Origin of the sequence: Kribbella qitaiheensis (assembly GCF_014217565.1) — a bacterium.
GTDB lineage: Bacteria > Actinomycetota > Actinomycetes > Propionibacteriales > Kribbellaceae > Kribbella > Kribbella qitaiheensis_A.
In genome coordinates this window covers 843,842-860,318 of record NZ_CP043661.1, presented here as the reverse complement: position 1 = coordinate 860,318, position 16,477 = coordinate 843,842, and the positions used below count along the sequence as shown (strand labels likewise).

At 67.7% G+C, this 16,477-nt stretch carries 12 protein-coding genes; 5 read left to right on the top strand and 7 right to left on the bottom strand.

The genetic code is table 11. The features are described from left to right. The first annotated feature begins 88 nt into the window (after positions 1 to 88). Complete coding sequence (locus F1D05_RS03725; protein WP_246486398.1) at positions 89 to 1,726, top strand: AMP-binding protein; 1,638 nt, start codon at positions 89 to 91, stop codon at positions 1,724 to 1,726. Between the two features lie 150 nt (positions 1,727 to 1,876). Here F1D05_RS03725 and F1D05_RS03720 read toward each other — a convergent pair whose 3' ends face one another. Next, positions 1,877 to 2,650 (bottom strand): IclR family transcriptional regulator, encoded by a 774-nt coding sequence (locus F1D05_RS03720; protein WP_185446011.1) that lies wholly within the window; start codon positions 2,648 to 2,650, stop codon positions 1,877 to 1,879. Between the two features lie 324 nt (positions 2,651 to 2,974). On the opposite strand from F1D05_RS03720, the gene F1D05_RS03715 reads away from it, so the two are divergent. Beyond that, the gene (locus tag F1D05_RS03715; protein WP_185446010.1) at positions 2,975 to 3,382 is read left to right on the top strand and encodes a universal stress protein; all 408 of its coding nucleotides are present in this window, start codon (positions 2,975 to 2,977) and stop codon (positions 3,380 to 3,382) included. Positions 3,383 to 3,483: 101 nt separating this feature from the next. Here the strand turns inward: F1D05_RS03715 and F1D05_RS03710 are convergent, their stop codons facing one another. Next, positions 3,484 to 3,900, bottom strand: coding sequence for a hypothetical protein (locus tag F1D05_RS03710; protein ID WP_185446009.1), 417 nt, complete (start codon positions 3,898 to 3,900; stop codon positions 3,484 to 3,486). A 533-nt stretch (positions 3,901 to 4,433) separates the two neighbouring features. Between F1D05_RS03710 and hrpA the strand changes: the two genes are divergently transcribed. Further along, entirely contained in the window at positions 4,434 to 8,333 is a 3,900-nt protein-coding gene (hrpA, locus tag F1D05_RS03705; RefSeq protein WP_281388904.1) for an ATP-dependent RNA helicase HrpA, read from the top strand. Positions 8,334 to 8,392: 59 nt separating this feature from the next. Here the strand turns inward: hrpA and F1D05_RS03700 are convergent, their stop codons facing one another. The 4 genes from F1D05_RS03700 to F1D05_RS03685 form a co-directional block, all read right to left on the bottom strand. After that, on the bottom strand, positions 8,393 to 11,008 hold the full coding sequence (locus F1D05_RS03700; RefSeq protein ID WP_185446007.1) for a discoidin domain-containing protein: 2,616 nt from the start codon (positions 11,006 to 11,008) through the stop codon (positions 8,393 to 8,395). A gap of 572 nt (positions 11,009 to 11,580) precedes the next feature. Then, on the bottom strand, positions 11,581 to 12,033 hold the full coding sequence (locus F1D05_RS03695) for a MarR family winged helix-turn-helix transcriptional regulator (protein WP_185446006.1): 453 nt from the start codon (positions 12,031 to 12,033) through the stop codon (positions 11,581 to 11,583). A gap of 18 nt (positions 12,034 to 12,051) precedes the next feature. After that, a complete protein-coding gene (locus F1D05_RS03690; RefSeq protein WP_185446005.1) occupies positions 12,052 to 12,675 on the bottom strand; it encodes a DJ-1/PfpI family protein in 624 nt (207 codons plus the stop codon). 112 nt (positions 12,676 to 12,787) lie between these two features. After that, on the bottom strand, positions 12,788 to 13,189 hold the full coding sequence (locus tag F1D05_RS03685; protein ID WP_185446004.1) for a VOC family protein: 402 nt from the start codon (positions 13,187 to 13,189) through the stop codon (positions 12,788 to 12,790). Between the two features lie 221 nt (positions 13,190 to 13,410). Here F1D05_RS03685 and F1D05_RS03680 point away from each other — a divergent pair, with 221 nt between their 5' ends. Both F1D05_RS03680 and F1D05_RS03675 read left to right on the top strand, forming a co-directional pair. Further along, entirely contained in the window at positions 13,411 to 14,184 is a 774-nt protein-coding gene (locus tag F1D05_RS03680; protein WP_185446003.1) for a fructosamine kinase family protein, read from the top strand. An 82-nt stretch (positions 14,185 to 14,266) separates the two neighbouring features. After that, the gene (locus tag F1D05_RS03675; protein WP_185446002.1) at positions 14,267 to 15,877 is read left to right on the top strand and encodes a beta-N-acetylhexosaminidase; all 1,611 of its coding nucleotides are present in this window, start codon (positions 14,267 to 14,269) and stop codon (positions 15,875 to 15,877) included. A 69-nt stretch (positions 15,878 to 15,946) separates the two neighbouring features. On the opposite strand, the gene F1D05_RS03670 is transcribed toward F1D05_RS03675, so the two are convergent. Continuing rightward, entirely contained in the window at positions 15,947 to 16,225 is a 279-nt protein-coding gene (locus F1D05_RS03670) for a protealysin inhibitor emfourin (protein ID WP_246486397.1), read from the bottom strand. Positions 16,226 to 16,477: the final 252 nt, after the last annotated feature.

Below are 16,477 nucleotides of genomic sequence, written 5' to 3'. Positions count from 1 at the left end.
CGGCACCAGGCGTGGTCGCCACCGGAGTGGGTGGTTGGTCGACACCGAGCACGGTGGCCGCCGGTCGGACCCGCCGGGGTGGTTGGTCGTGAGGCCGCGGCCGATCGGGCCGATGCGGCCGCCGGACTGGCTGGTGCGCGGCGCGGCCGAGGCCGCAGGGGTTTCGATCGGGCTCGCGAGGTCGGGGATCTGGCGGTCTGTGCGGCCGTCTCAGCTGCTGCCGATCGAGCGGGCGCTGCGGCAATGGGGGCAGTCGATGGCGGCACTCGGTGCGGTGGCGGCGATTCGCTATCCGGACCATCCGGCTGTGATCGACGAGCGCGGCAGCCTGAGTTATCGGGAGCTGGACCAACGCTGCTCGCAGGTGGCGGCCGAGTTGCACGCGCAGTACGGGATTGTTGCTGGAAGCAAGGTCGCGGTGCTGTGCCGCAATCACCGGGGGTTCCTCGAGGCGACTCTCGCCGCCTCCCGGCTCGGCGCGGACGTACTGTTCGTCAACACCGAGTTCGCCGCACCGCAGGTGAAGGCCGTGCTCGAGCGGCACCGCCCGGATCTGCTGATCCACGACGAAGAGTTCGCGATCGACTCCGACATTCCTCGAGTGCTCGCCTGGCAGGACAGCACCGGCGAGATCGGCCTCGACGGGCTCGCCGCGGGATCGGCGCCGAAACCACCCAAACCGGACAAGCCCGGCCACATCACCATCCTGACTTCGGGCACGACCGGCACCCCGAAGGCCGCGCCACGAGCGCCGACCGCGGCCGGCCTGATCGGGCTCACCGCGAGCACGCTCGACCGGATCGGTCTCCGATCCGGCGAGCCGATGGTGATCTGCCCGCCTCTGTTCCACGGTCTCGGCCTGCTCAACTCCATGCTGGCGCTGTTCCTCGGCTCGCCGCTGGTGCTGGCCCGCCGGTACGACGCGGCCGAGGTCCTGGCCTCCATCGACCGGAACCGCGCCGGATCCGTCGTCGCCGTGCCGGTGATGCTGCAACGGCTGCTCGATCTCGGTCCGGCCGCGATCGCCGAGCACGATCTGAGCTCGCTCCGGGCGGTGATCTCCGGCGCCTCCGCACTCGGTCCCGCGCTGGCAGAACGATTCATCGCCCAATTCGGCCCGGTCTTGTCCGACGTCTACGGATCCAGCGAGATCGGGATCGCCACGATCGCGACCTCCGCGGAGCTGATCGCCGCTCCCGGCACGGTCGGCCGACCGTGCCTCGGGAGTTCGGTGCGGATCCTCGGCGACGACGACAAGGTTCTGCCGACCGGCGAGACCGGGCGGATCTTCGCGGGCGGCGGTCTGGTCTTCGGCGGCTACTCCGACGGGAGCAGCAAGACCACGGTCGATGGGCGGATGAGCACGGGCGACCTCGGCCATCTGGACGACAGGGGCAGGCTCTTCGTCGACGGTCGCGAGGACGACATGATCGTGTCCGGCGGCGAGAACGTGTACCCGGTCGAGGTCGAGGACTGCCTGATGAGTCACCCGGGTGTCGTCGACGCGGCGGTGGTCGGCGCCCCGGACGAGCATTTCGGCCAGCGACTGATCGCGTACGTCGTACCGGCTCAAGACGCGGCCAAGGATGCGCTTCCCGATGAACTGATCGAGTACGTGCGCTCGAAACTCGCCCGCTACAAGGCCCCGCGCAAGGTGGTGCTGCTGGAGGACCTCCCCCGCAATGCCACGGGAAAGGTCCTCCGCCGCGAACTCAGCGAGAACTGACCCCGCAGCGCGGCCCGACCTCGGCAACCCGATCGGTGGGCACCCTGCCGCGAGCACAGCCCCGACCTCAGTCAGGTGGCGATGGGTCAGGCGGCGACGGTCAGGCGGCGACGGTCAGGCGGCGACGGATCAGGCTGATGCTGTGCTGGATCAGGCTGCGCTGAAGCCGCTCCAGCCTGTTGCGACGATGGTGGCTGCGCAGAGTCGTACGGCGCTGACGTAAGCAGGTAGTCGCTGATCGTTGAAGCGGGTCGTCGGTCCTCCGATTCCGACTGCGGCGACCACGCGACCGTCTGCGCGGCGTACGGCGACTGAGACACCGGATGCGCCCAGTTCGCGCTCTCCGTGGGTGATCGCGACGCCTCCGTCCCCGGTGGCGGCCGCTTCCGCTCGGAGCTTTTGCGCGAACCCCGCGCCGTAGGGCGAATCGCCGGCGACGTCGTCGATGACGGACGGATCGGCGGCCAGCAAAGGCGGATCGCTGAGCAACACCTTCGAGGCGGCGCCGCTCCAGAGCGGCAGTGCTGCTCCCACTGGAATCGTGTGCCGGACGCTCAGAGTGCCCTGCGCCTGCGCGAGACAGACCCGCGTCCGCCCGACCCTGATGTAGAGGTTGACGGTCTCGCCGGTGTCGGTGGCGAGTTTGCCCATCGCCGCGCGGACCGCGGGCGGGATCTCCATGCTTGCGCTGCTCAGCCGCGACCAGCGCAGGAAGCCGGGGCCGATCGCGTAGCGGCCCCGTCCGGTTGCCGCGACCAAGCCGCGCTGCTCGAGCGTCATCACGAGGCGAAGCACGGTTGTCTTTGGTAAGCCGCTGGCCGCAGTCAGCTCAGCGAGCGTCCACTGCGGGTGCTCGTCGTCGAACCGTTCGAGCAGGTCCAGCGCGCGATGCACGCTCCGTACGCCCGGAAGGTCCCCATCCATGCTCGCCGTCCCGCCCCTCCACCGTCGCTGCCGGAAGAACCAGTTGCCCGGATCAACCATTTGGACAATCCGGACGGACCGACCACCCGCACTCCCCATCGACGATAACTCGCTGGTCCACACACTGGAACCTCAGTACTTCCTGGTGGAATGCTGCTGCGATCTCGGGCAAGGGAACCACTCCGTACCTGAGATGGAAGAGCAGTTCCGGCGTTCGCGCTGTTCGGGCCGTACATGCCCGAGCTCGTCGCCAGGATCCGCGGCACCGAGCCGTCCCGGGACCGGCTGACCTTCGGCGAAGACGACTGATGGGAGAGTGACCCCATGAAGATCCTGGTCGGGTACGTGCCGACGCCCGAAGGCGAGGCTGCATTGGATGCTGCGGGCAAAGAGGCCGTACTGCGTGGCGCCTCCATCCTGTTGCTCAACACCAGCCGCGGTGACGCGTACGTCGACGCCCGGTACGCCAATTCCGAAGAGCTGGCCGCAGCCGAGACGAAGCTGCGGGACCAGGGCGTCGAGGTGACGATCCAGCAGGCCGTCGGCACCGGCGACGTCGCGAACGAACTGCTGAAGGCAGCCGCCGAAGAGGAGGTCGGCCTGATCGTCCTCGGCCTCCGCCGCCGCAGCCCGGTCGGCAAGCTCATTCTCGGCAGCACCGCCCAGCGGGTTCTCCTCGAAGCGCCCGTGCCGGTCCTCGCGGTCAAGGTCCAAACCTCCCGCGACGACTGACCAGCGCAGCGAGCCCGGCCCTTGGTCGGGCAGCGTGCTGACCTCGCTCCCCTGTCGGTCAGGCAGGCACGGGCAGCGTGCTGAACTCGCTCCCCTGCCGGTCAGGCAGGGACGGGCCGGGTGCTGAACTCGCTCTCGGGAACAGTGCGGCCCAGGTACATCTCCCAGGCTGTGTCGGCGATCTGGTCCGGGTCGAGGTCGGCGGCTGCTTCGGCGCCCAGCTTTTCAAGTGGTCGCGCACCGCGGTGTGGATGTCGCCGCGCTGGATCAGGCCGCCGATGGTGAGCGTTGCGGCGTAGGCCCTGGTCCTTCAAGGCCTCGTGCAGAGTCAGGACGTACATCCTGAGCGCTGCCGAGGCCGGCGCGAGCTTACCCAGCATCGGGATCGGGTATTTGCCGCTCAGGCCGCCGGGGATGAGGATCGCGCCGGTGCCACGGTCGAGCATGCCCAGGAGGACAGCACCGACCATCTCGATGGCCGGGCAGTACAAGCGTGTCGAACGAGCCGCGCGCGGCATCCGCGTCGATCTCGGTGATCGGCTTCGGCCCGTCGGCGAGATCGACGGCCACCGGGCCGAAGTACGCGGTGTCGATCGGCCCGAAGTCCGGTCACCTGGTCGATCACCCGCACGATCGAGGCCACCGCGACGACCAGCCCGACCGTGTGGCGCCGGCACCTGGGCCTGATCCTCGACGGCCTCCAAACCGCCGCCGCCCATCCCCTCACCGAACCGTCACTCACCCGCGACCAGCTAGCCGCCATCTACCGCGACTGCTGAGGCGATTCAGAGGGCACGGAACTGCTGAGCCGGTAAACCACATGAGCCGCTGGGGTGAGCCGCCTAAGCTGGGTGCTGACATGCCTGATGCCCGGACCGAATCGCCGAGTCCTTCCCCAGCTCCCAGCCCCACACCGGACCCGGCCCCCGCGCAGGGTCCGGCGCCCCGCCGTCGGCGCCCCCGCCGCCAGGGCAAGAACCCGAACTCCCCCACACCTACGTCTGACGCTGTAGTCAATGACGCTGATGGTGGGGTGTCGCTGGCTGAGCTCGTGAAGCGGCTTGAGGGGGTGATGACCGGTGATCGCGAGCAGCTTGGGCGGCGGCTTGAGCGGGTTCGTGGGACCAAGGAAGTAGATAAGCGCGCTCAGGCTTTGCAAGGGGTTGCGACTGCGATCGAGCAGGCCGAGCAGAAGGTGGAGCGGCGGCGGCTCGCAGTACCGGAGATCACGTATCCCGAAGAGCTTCCGGTCAGTCAGCTCAAGGACGATATCTCCGCGGCGATCCGGGACCACCAGGTCGTCGTGATCGCCGGTGAGACCGGGTCCGGCAAGACCACCCAGATCCCGAAGATCTGCCTTGAGCTCGGTCGCGGCGTACACGGCATGATCGGGCACACCCAGCCGCGCCGGCTCGCCGCGCGCACGGTCGCGGAGCGGATCGCCGAGGAGCTCGGCACCGAGCTGGGCGAGACCATCGGGTACGCCGTGCGGTTCACCGACAAGGTCAGCGAGCGCTCTCTCGTGAAGCTCATGACCGACGGCATCCTGCTCGCCGAGCTGCAACGCGATCGCGAGCTGAGCCGCTACGACACGCTCATCATCGACGAGGCGCACGAGCGCAGCCTCAACATCGATTTCATCCTCGGCTATCTGCGCCAGCTGCTCCCCCGCCGCCCAGACCTAAAGGTCATCATCACCTCGGCGACGATCGACCCCGAGCGCTTCGCCGAGCACTTCGCGGACGCCAACGGCGTACCGGCGCCCATCGTCGAGGTCTCCGGCCGCACCTACCCGGTCGACACCTGGTACCGCCCGATCAACGACCCGGACGACCCGGCCACGAAGGACCGCGACCAGACCCAGGCGATCCTCGAAGCCGTCGACGAGCTCGCCCACGAGCCGCCCGGCGACGTCCTGGTGTTCCTCAGCGGTGAACGGGAGATCCGCGACACCGCGGACGCACTCCAGGACCACAACCTGCGCAACACCGAGATCCTCCCGCTCTACGCGCGACTCTCGAACGCCGAGCAGCATCGCGTCTTCTCCTCGCACGGCTCCAGCCGCCGCATCGTGCTCGCCACGAACGTCGCCGAGACCTCGCTGACCGTGCCCGGCATCAAGTACGTGATCGACCCCGGTACTGCGCGGATCTCGCGCTACAGCCATCGCACGAAGGTGCAGCACCTGCCGATCGAGCCGGTCTCCCAGGCCAGCGCGAACCAGCGCAAGGGACGCTGCGGCCGCACCAGCGACGGCATCTGCATCCGGCTGTACTCCGAGGAGCATTTCGAGAGCCGGCCCGAGTTCACCGACCCGGAGATCCTGCGCACCAACCTCGCCTCGGTCATTCTCCAGATGACCGCGATCGGGCTCGGCGACATCGCCGCGTTCCCGTTCATCGACGAGCCGGACAAGCGCAGCATCACCGACGGCCTGCAGTTGCTCACCGAGCTCGGCGCCATCGACGGCAAGAGCACGTCGGACCGCAACCGCCGGCTCACCCCGGTCGGCCGGCAGCTCGCCCAGATCCCGCTCGACCCGCGGCTGGCCCGGATGATCGTCGAGGCCGACAAGCACGGCTGTGTCCGCGAAGTGATGGTGATCGCCTCCGCGCTGTCGATCCAGGACCCGCGCGAGCGGCCGACCGACGCGGAAGCCCAGGCGACCCAGCAGCACGCCCGGTTCCGCGACCCGAACTCGGACTTCCTCGGCTTCCTCAACCTGTGGAACTACCTGAAGAAGCAGCAGAACGAGCTCTCCGGCAACCAGTTCCGCCGGATGTGTCGCAGCGAGTACCTGAACTACCTCCGGGTCCGCGAGTGGCAGGACATCTTCGCTCAGCTCCGCCAGGTCGCCTCGCAGATCGGCGTCACGCTGAACTCGGGCGGGGCCGCCGACCCGCAGAACGTGCACATCTCGCTGATGGCCGGTCTGTTGTCCCACCTCGGGATGAAGGACCCGGCCAACCAGCACCAGTACCTCGGGGCTCGCGGCGCCAAGTTCGCGATCTTCCCCGGCTCGGGCCTGTTCAAGAAGCCACCGCAGTTCGTGATGGCGGCCGAACTCGTCGAGACCTCGCGGCTGTGGGCCCGGGTGAACGCGAAGATCGAGCCGGAGTGGGCCGAGGACCTGGCCGGTCATCTGATCAAGAGCAGCTATTCCGAACCGCACTGGGAACGCAAGGCCGGCGCGGTGATGGCCTACGAGAAGGTCACCCTGTACGGCGTACCGATCGTTGCCCGGCGCAAGATCAACTACGGCAAGGTCGATGCCGAGGTCTCCCGCGAGCTGTTCATCCGGCATGCGCTGGTCGAGGGCGACTGGGACACCCACCACAAGTTCTTCCACGAGAACCGCAAGCTGATCGAAGAGGTCGAGGAGCTCGAGGAGCGGAGCCGGCGGCGCGACCTGCTGGTCGACGACGAGACCCTGTTCGCCTTCTACGACGAGCGGCTCGGTGCCGACGTCGTCACCGGGCGGCACTTCGACACCTGGTGGAAGAAGGCCCGGCAACGCGATCCCGATCTGCTCGACTTCGAGCGGTCGCTGGTCGTCCGCGACGGCGCGGAGATCGAGGAGCGCGACTTCCCGCTCACCTGGACGCAGAACGGGATGACGTTCGATCTCACCTACGCGTTCGAGCCGGGCACGGATGCCGACGGTGTCACCGTGCACCTCCCGTTGCTGGTGCTCAACCAGGTCACGGCCGACGGTTTCGAGTGGATCGTTCCCGGGTTCCGCGAGGAGCTCGTCACGACACTGATCAAGTCGTTGCCCAAGGCAATCCGGCGCAACATCGTGCCGGCGCCGGATCACGCTCGCCAGGTGCTGCCGGCCCTGGATCCGTCGTCAGGACCGCTCACGGATGCGCTGGCTCGCGAGTTCCGCTCGCTGCGCGACATTCAGATCGAGTCGGAGCACTGGGACTGGAGCCGGGTCCCCGAGCATCTGCGGATGACGTTCCGGGTTGTCGACGACCATGGCAAGACAGTGGCCGAAGGCAAGGATCTTGCCTTGCTCAAGGAGCGCCTGAAGCCGAAGACCAAGGCGGCGATCTCGCAGGTCGCGTCGAAGGCTGTCAGTGGCCTGGAACGTTCCGCCCTGACCGACTGGACCTTCGGTGACCTGCCGCGCAGCTTCTCGGAGCACCGCAACGGGCTGACCGTGGCCGGCTATCCGGCGTTGGTCGACGAGGGCAAGTCCGTCGCGATCAGGCTCCAGGAGACCGAACGCGACCAGACCGCGGCCATGTGGACCGGCACCCGCCGGCTTCTGCTGCTGACGATGCCGTCGGTGATCGACGTCGTCCAGCGCAACCTGACGAACCAGCAGAAGATGACACTGCTGGCCGGCCCGCACCGCAACGTCGGCGACCTGCTCGACGACGCGATCTCCGCGGCGGTCGACCAGTTGATGACAGCGGCAGGTGGCCCGGCCTGGAACCTCACCGCTTTCTCCGTACTGCGGGATGCCGTCCGCTCGGACCTCGCCGACACCGTGCTCACGATCCTCAAACAGGTCGAGCAAGTGCTCGCCCATGCCCGCACGGTCGACAAGCAGATCTCCCGGTCATCCAGCCCGGCCCTGCTCGCGGCGCTGTCCGACGTACGGGGTCAGCTCGAAGGTCTCGTGCATCGCGGCTTCATCACCGAGGCCGGCGCCCGACGCCTGCCCGACCTGGCCCGCTACCTGCGCGGGATCGAGCAACGTCTCGACAAGATCGGCGCCAACGCGATGCGCGACCGCTCCGGGATGGCCATCGTCCAGACGCTGACCGCGGAGTACGACAAACGCCTGAAGGCAGTGCCCACAGGCAAGTACGCGAGTCCGGAGCTCCTCGAAGTCCGCTGGATGCTCGAAGAACTCCGGATCAGCTTGTTCGCGCAGACTCTCGGTACGCCGTACCCGGTATCGGACAAACGCATCCGCAAAGCGCTGACGACTGCCTGATTCGTTGCGTCCGAAGACCCGAGGGGCCTAGCCCTCGGGTCTTCGGACGCAAGTAGCTGTTACGGGTAGCTGACCACGTACCGTTGCTGGGTGGCGGCGTTGGCTGTGCCGCCGGTGTTGTTGATGACGTTGGCGATGGTGCCGACTCCGCCGAGGGAGACCGAGACCAGGTCGTGGAACCGGACGCCTGGGGTGTCCGGGACCTCGAAGGAGTGGCTGGCCACGATCGACGGGTTGGTCTGGAAGAACGAGTAGCTGCCGACGCCCCAGGCCTCATGGCTCGTGACGTTGCCGGCGACCTTGTACGCCGCCCAGCCCTGCATCCCGCCGCCGCTCGTCCAAGCGGCTTGGTTCGGTACGTCGTACGGCATCTCGTTCTGGTAGAAGTAGGTCTTGCCGCCGTTGCCGTTCCAGAGCGTCTCGAACTGTTGGTAGTGCTCGACGAACAGGCCGTACATGGTCACATCGTTGCCGTTGACAACCAGACCGTTCGCCGCGGTGTTCACGTCCCAGCCGACCTGGTCGCCGTGGTCGGCGCGCCAGAGCCACATGTGATCGCCGATCACGTTGTTGCTGTTGACCTGCAGGCTGACCGTCGCCTTGCCGAGATGCGAGCCGCCGCCGACGCGAACGAACACATCGTGCAAGGAGGTCGGGTTCGCCGCGTGGTTGGCGTTCGAGCCGGCCTGGCCGATCTCGACCAGGACCGGGGTGTTGACCGGTCCGGCGTCGATCAGCAGTCCACCGAGCTTGACTCCGTCGACGTCCGCGACCGAGATCGCGGTCTTGCCGGTGTCCGGGGTCAGGGTCGCCAGGCCGAGTCCGAGGACGACGGTGTTCGGCTTGGTCACCTTGATCGTGTCGGTCAGGTGGTAGACACCCGGCGTGAACAGCAGGTGCTTGCCCTGGTCAAGAGCCGCGTTGATCGTCGCGATCGGAGTGTCCGGCTTGGCGACCAGGAACTGGCTCAGTGAGATCGAAGTACCGGCAGCTGGGCCGTGCGACCAGCTGGTACCGGACGCGTTCTGCCGCAACGCCGGGACGAACACGTTGTAGCTGCCCGCGTTGTCGACGTACAGGAACGGCTTCTCGCGGATCACCGGTGTCGTGCCGACGACCGTGTGCGCGGGGTCCGGGAAGTGCTGCGGTGGGGCCCCCGTCGTACCGACGAAGACCATGTTCCAGACCGATCCGGTCCAGCTGCCGAACTCGGAGTTCCGGGAGATCCACTGCTGCTGCGAGCCGGAGACCACGGTGTTGTCGATCTTGGTGTCGGCGAACAGGCCACCGCTGGCCCAGCCGTCACCACCACTCCAGAGCTGGATCTCGGGAGCGCCCTTGAGGTGCATCCGCCGGTACGGCGCGGCCTGGGCGACCGCCCAGCGCTCGATCTGGCCGTTCGGCGGAGTGACCGCCATGTTCTCGGCCGAGCGCCAGAAGTTCTGGGTGGCGTTCTGTTTGTTGTTCGGGTTGTCACCCTGCTGCAGCCAGTCGGCCTCGACCCGGACGTGGCCGTTGATGTTCACGTCGTCGGGCGAGAGGCCGAGGCCCGCCACCTGGGTGTTGAAGCCGAGGTTGACGTCGGCGGCGTACGTGCCGGGCTTGAAGAGCAGCGCGTACCGCTCTGTGCCGAACTGGTTGGTGTGCTGCTGCGCCGCGACCTGGTCGAGCTTCGCCTGCATCTGCGCCTGCGGAGTGGCCGGGGTGAACACCGAGACGTTCGGGCCGAAGTCAGGGTTCACCGGGTCGGTCGGCGGGATCACCGGACCGCTACCGCCGTCAGTGGTGTGCACGACGAGCTCCCAGAGCGAGTAGCCGTACGCCGTACCGCGCTGGGTGCCGTTGACTCGCAGGTACCGGCCGCTGCCGGTGACATCGAGGGTCTGGGTACCGCCGGTGCCGGTCGTGGTTGTGTAGATGGGGTTCCAGGGGCCGGCCGCGTTGTCGGAGACCTGGACCTGGAACGCCTTGCCGTACGCCGTTTCCCAGCTGAGCACGACCTGGCAGATCGTCTTGGTCGAGCCTAGGTCGACCTGGATCCACTGGGGATCGGCCGCGGCGCTGGACCAGCGCGTGCCGGGGTTGCCGTCGACGGCCGCGCTGGCGGGAGTGCCACCGTTCTCGGTGGACGATGCCGTGGCTGTCTTGCCCTGGGCGGCGTTGGCGGTGCTGCAGGCGGTCGGACCGCCGTCGGTACCGCCGTACACCTGGAACTCCCAGAGCGAGTAGCCGAAGCCGGTGCCGCGTTCGGTGCCGAGCATCCGGACGTAGCGGCCGCTGCCGGTGACGTCGAGAGTCTGGGTGCCGCCGGTGCCGGTGGTGGTTGTGTAGATCGAGGTCCAGGGGCCGGTCGCACTGTTGGAGACCTGGAGCTGGAACGACTTCGCGTAGGCCGTTTCCCAGTTCAGTACTACGCGGCTGATGGCTGAGGTCGCACCGAGATCTACCTGCAGCCACTGCGGGTCTGCGAACGCGCTCGCCCACCTGGTGCCTGTGTTGCCGTCGACGGCGGCCGCGGCGGAGGTACCGGCGTTCTCGGTGGTCGAACTGGTGGCGGGCTTACCTTGCGACAGCAGCGTGACGGCAGCCTGAGCTCTGCCGCCCGGCGCGACCACGAGGGCTGTCGCGATCAGGAGCGCGGCTGAAACCAGGATCAGCCAACGCTGCAGCGTCATCGGAGGGGATTTTGACATAGCGGAACCAATCAGGAGAAGGACGGGGCGGCATCTTCCTGCAGGACTGAGAGAGCGCTCTCTGAGAGAGTCGTCGGTCATCTGCCCGCTGTCAAGGGAACGTTCCCCGAGTCTGGTTCCGGAACTGTTCGACCCGGATTCGCCAATGGTGGGTCGGGTATCGCCAGCCAGGCAGTACGCCCGGGCAACTCGCCCGGACCACCTCGGCGACGGCGGATTTGAGCGTGACCACCACCGGATCGAGCCTGCCCCGGCCCTTCCACTGCCTGCCTGGGTGTTCCCAACCCCATCGGAGCCTGCCGGATGCCGGATTCGCTCCGGAAGGGGCTGGTTGCGCGGTCGGCGTCCCGACCGACAGGTAATGGTCGCCCGGATCACCCTGGATACCGCCTTGCTGGGCGTGGCTCCCATCCGACGGACCGGCCAATACCTGTCGGTCGGGACCCGGGTTGGGTGAGGGCTGAGTTCGTCAGGTCGGCGCCGACCTGTTCGATGATCGCGTGACCAATACCTCCGCGCCGGCCTTGAGCGCAACGACCTCGGCCAATTCAGGCTTAGTCGCTCAAATCCAACGCGTCCAAGGCCTCGGAGAGCTTCGTCAGGGCGGCTACCGCGTCGGCTAGCTGGTCTGCGCCTAGTACTGCGGAGAGCTCGCGTGCGTGATTCGCGTGGTCGGGGCCGATCGCCGACATCGCGACGCGACCCTCGGGCGTGAGCGCCACCAGTTTGGCGCGGCGATGGGCCGGGTTGTCGTGGTACTCGGCCAGGCCGCGGCCGACCAGCACGTCGGCGGTCCGCTGCACGGCCTGGCGGGTGATTCCCATCTCGCGGGCGACACCCGACACCGACAGCGGTTGATTGATGACGGCGCCGAGCACCTGCCACCAGGCCACGGTCAGACCGGACGGGCGGGCGAGATGCTCGGCCAGCTCCAGGAACTGCCCGTTCAGCTTGAATGCCGTCAACGCGGCGGCGCTGAGCAGTTCCTGGTCACGCTTCGTCGTCATCGTGTCGTCGATCCTCGGTCAGGCGGACATCAGCTCGTAGAACCCGGCCGGGTCCTGCTTGCCGTACAGCTTGTACCAGGAAGCGAGCACCTGCGGCTCCATCACGTCGAGGCGCGCCAGGATCTCGCGCGCGAACTCGACCGGCGCGAACGCCCCGGCGGTGATCAAGTCGCGATCGGTCACCGCCGGCTCCTCGCGATAGAGCGCTCCCCCCTTGTAACCAAGGCCGTCCAGGAACGCCGAGGCATTGCTGGTGTGCGCCCGATCATCGAGCAGACCGGCCATCGCCAGGCCGCCGGTCGCGCCACAGATCGCAGCCACCGGCACACCCGCATCCAGGAACTCCCGAGCCTTCTCCGCGAACGGCACGAACGCCTCGGTCGCGAACAGATCGTTCCCCGGCAGGATCAACATCGCACTGTCGGCCGGCTTCAGCTCGGCGAGTACGACGTCCGGCGTGATGCGCACCCCGCCCATCGTGGTGATCGGCTCCAGGCTCGGCCCGACCGTCGACACCGAGAAGCGGCCCGGCGTCTTGTGCCACATCGGCTTGTTGAGGTGGGCGGTCGCGAAGCCGGTCTCCCAGTCGGCGAGCGTGTCGTAAACGGCGAGATGGACGATCGACTGCTTGGTCTCGGTCACGACAAGAGCTTGTCATTTCGACAATGTGTTGTCAATGCCGAGAAGACCCATGGGCAGACAAAAGCGCCGGCCGCTCCCGAAGGATCGACCGGCGCCGGAGGTGCGAATGTTGCTATTCCAGGCAGATCCGGAACGGGTGTCCGGCCGGGTCCGCATAGACCCGCCAGCCCCGCTCGTTCTCCGCCGGCGGGGCATCGACCGGGTCGAGCGGCTCGGCGCCGAGAGCGACGACGGTCGCGTGACCACTGGCCAGGTCCTCGACGATCAGATCGAGGTGGAGTTGTTGCGCGTCGATAGCCGGCCAGGTGGCGGGTACGTAGTCCTCAGAACGCCGAAAGGCGAGCGACGAGCCGGGGCCGGTCAGGCTCCGCCATTCGCCGTCACCGTGCTGATCGATCTCCAGACCGAAAAGCGCTGAGTAGAACTGGGCGAGCTCGAGTGGGTCCGGGCAATCCAACACCACCGAGCCGAGCCGCCCGGCAGTACTGCCCGGCTGCTCTGCCACCTGCGTCATCTGTCCTCCAGCATCGTGAATCAGAGTCGGTTCCCTGCGGCCAGGCCCGTCCTGGTCAGATGGCCCGGCCGCCTACGATGACAGGTCGACCACCCCCCGCGCACCTTTCGACACGCGGTGTCCAAATCCTTCCGCGCCGCACCGCCCCGGTCGTTGACACGTCAGTCCGCAGCTCGCTGTCACCTCAACCGAATCCGCCGCCGGTCTGACAGAGTTCCGTCATGACCGTCCCGCCCGTCGCGTTCGTGAAGGAACGACACGACGCTCCGCCCGGGTTCTTCGAAGTCGAGGCCGCCGGCCTGCGCTGGCTGGCGGTCCCCGGTGGCGCGCCGGTGGTCGAACCGCTCGAGGTCTCCCCCGGCCGCCTGACCACACCGAGGCTGTTCCCCGTACCACCGACCGGTGCGGCGGCCGACGAACTCGGCGGGCGCCTGGCGGTCATCCACGATGCCGGCGCACGCCACTTCGGCGTACCGCCTGATGGGTGGGACACCGACGGCTTCATCGGCACGATCGAGCTGCCGCACGCGCTGGAGCCGGTGGAGTCGTGGGGCGAGTTCTACGCGACCTACCGGATCCAGCCGTACCTGCGAATGGCGTACGACAAGGGCACCATCGACGGGCATCAGCTGGAGGTGTTCGAGCGGTTGTGCCGCACGCTGACGGCCGGTGCGTACGACGATCCGTCGGAGCGTCCGTCGCGGATCCACGGCGACTTGTGGTCCGGCAACGTGTTCTGGTCGGCCGACGGCGTTTATCTGATCGATCCGGCGGCCCACGGCGGTCATCGGGAGACAGACCTCGCCATGCTCGGCCTGTTCGGCATGCCTCAGCTGGAGCGCGTACTGCGGGCCTACAACGAAGCGCACCCGCTGACCGACGGCTGGACCGACCGGGTCGGCCTGCACCGGCTCCACCCGCTCCTGACGCACATGGTCATGTTCGGTTCGGCGTACGTCGCACCGGCGCTGGCGATGGCGCGCAAGTACGCCTGAGCCGAACCCGTACGCCCGAGTAATGCAGGGAGTTTGCTGAAAGATCTTGACTCCCGGAGTGAGCAGACGAACACTTCCGGTCATGGACCGACTTCTCCGCCCCAGCCGTCGGGTCTCGCTGGCCGGCCTCCTCACGGCCGCCCTGCTAGCGACTCCCCTGATCGCCGTCAGCACTCCGGCAGCAGCCCAGACACAGAATCAGGCGGTGCCCGCCTTGATCCCACAGCCCACGTCGCAGCGCGCGCTGCCGAACCAGAGCTTCACGCTGCAGCCCTGGAGCATCGTCGGCGTCGATTCGTCCGCCAAGGAGAGCCGCGCGGCCAAGAAGGTCGCCGACCAGCTCACCGCACAGCTGCGGCGCTCCACTGGCTACCGACTGCCTGTGCTGCCGGTACTGCCCGGTCTCGCGGACATCCGGCTGTCCACCAACGGTCCGGCCTCGCTCGGAGCAGAGGGCTACCAGCTGACGGCCGACCGGTCGAGGCTCAGCATCACTGCGGCGACCCCCGAAGGCCTCTACCGGGGCGTCACCACCCTGCGCCAACTCCTGCCGGCCAAGGCCGACGCAACCACGCGGCAAGCCGGTCCGTGGCGAATTGCCGGTACCACGATCGCCGACTCCCCGCGGTACGCGTACCGCGGCACGATGCTCGATGTGTCCCGGCACTTCTTCTCAGTGGCCGAGGTGAAGCGCTACATCGACCTCTCCTCGCTCTACAAGCTGAACAAGCTCCACCTGCACCTCGCCGACGACCAGGGCTGGCGGATCCAGGTCGACAGCTGGCCGCGGCTCACGACGTACGGCGGCAGCCTGGAGGTCGATGGTACGCCTGGCGGGTCGTACACGAAGGCGCAGTTCGCCGAGATCGTCCGGTACGCCGCGGACCACTACATGACGGTGATCCCCGAGATCGACACCCCCGGTCACACCAACGCCGCTCTGGCGTCTTACGCGGAACTGAACTGCGACGGAGTGGCACCGCCGCTCTACACCGGCACCGACGTGGGCTTCAGCTCGCTCTGTGTCGCCAAGGACGTCACCTACAAGTTCCTGGACGATGTGTTCCGTGAGGTCTCGCAGCAGACTCCCGGCGACATCGTGCACCTCGGTGGGGATGAGGCGCACTCGACGCCGCACTCCGACTACGTCAACTTCCTGCCGAAGGCAGCGTCATCCATCACGAGGCAGCACAAGCGAGTGATGGGCTGGCAGGAGATCGCTGACACCCCGCTACCGGCCGGCAGCATCGCGCAGTACTGGGGTACTGACGACGAGCGCTCGCAGGAGCTGGCCCGCAAGGCGGCAGCGCAGGGCGCCACGGTCGTGATGTCCCCGGCCAACAGGGCTTACCTGGACATGAAGTACGACGCCAGTACGCCGTACGGGCAGGACTGGGCCGGTCTGGTCGACGTCAAGACGGCGTATGACTGGAACCCGTCGACACTCGTCCCGAACCTGCCGGCGAAGGCGGTGGCGGGCGTCGAGGCGCCGATCTGGACGGAGACGCTGGATAACCTCGACAAGCTCGAGTACATGGCCTTCCCGCGTCTGCCGGGCATTGCCGAGCTCGGCTGGTCCCAGGCGTCCTCGCACGACTGGAACACCTACAAGGTTCGCCTGGGCGCCCAGGGCTCGCGGTGGGACGAGCTGAGCGTGAACTTCTACCGCGCTCCGGAGATCGACTGGCACTGAGCACGACCAGCACTGAAAGCTTTGGGGAGTCCCGGTTCTTCACCGGGGCTCCCTTGCTCGTTCTGGGGGCTACTCGCGGCGCAGTACGCGGTCGACCAGCCAGGCGGTGTCATGGTCGAGGTCCTGCTCGGCGACGATGAGCTGCGTCGGCTCGGCATCGGCGTGCTCGCGCAGCTCGAGGCGGTAGACGTACCGGTCGGGCTGTGGGCGGCCGGATCCGAGCTGCCCCGGATCCAGTGCCTGGACTGCCTGCTCGAGCCGTTCGCTGTCCGGTTCGGCCGCGGTGTCGAGCTCTCCCTGCGCGACCAATCCGGCGAATCCGCCGCTGCGTACCACTTTGAGGATCAAGTCCAGCCTCCGTCTCACGTCGTACGGCCACTTTTGCCTGCCGTCCAACTGTTGTCCAGGCGCGCGCGACACGCCGACAGAATTGACCGTGCCCGGCGGGCAACTACCCGGCGTACAGGGCCTGTTGTCCTTCCTTGTCTCGCGACGGAATCGCTTGCGGGAGCGGGACGCGCGAAGAAACAGCAGGTCGGCGCGGGTTTCGTTGTCTTCCGGCCGGGCCACGCCAGGTCCGCCGCTGCCCGCTCGCCCTGC

Coding starts and splice junctions, on each gene's coding strand:
- F1D05_RS03685 (WP_185446004.1), bottom strand. CDS start 13,189: ATGACGCAGGTGGCAGAGCAGCCGGGCAGTACTGCCGGGCGGCTCGGC.
- F1D05_RS03675 (WP_185446002.1), top strand. CDS start 14,267: ATGGACCGACTTCTCCGCCCCAGCCGTCGGGTCTCGCTGGCCGGCCTC.
- F1D05_RS03695 (WP_185446006.1), bottom strand. CDS start 12,033: ATGACGACGAAGCGTGACCAGGAACTGCTCAGCGCCGCCGCGTTGACG.
- F1D05_RS03715 (WP_185446010.1), top strand. CDS start 2,975: ATGAAGATCCTGGTCGGGTACGTGCCGACGCCCGAAGGCGAGGCTGCA.
- F1D05_RS03720 (WP_185446011.1), bottom strand. CDS start 2,650: ATGGATGGGGACCTTCCGGGCGTACGGAGCGTGCATCGCGCGCTGGAC.
- F1D05_RS03700 (WP_185446007.1), bottom strand. CDS start 11,008: ATGACGCTGCAGCGTTGGCTGATCCTGGTTTCAGCCGCGCTCCTGATC.
- F1D05_RS03680 (WP_185446003.1), top strand. CDS start 13,411: ATGACCGTCCCGCCCGTCGCGTTCGTGAAGGAACGACACGACGCTCCG.
- F1D05_RS03710 (WP_185446009.1), bottom strand. CDS start 3,900: ATGCCGCGCGCGGCTCGTTCGACACGCTTGTACTGCCCGGCCATCGAG.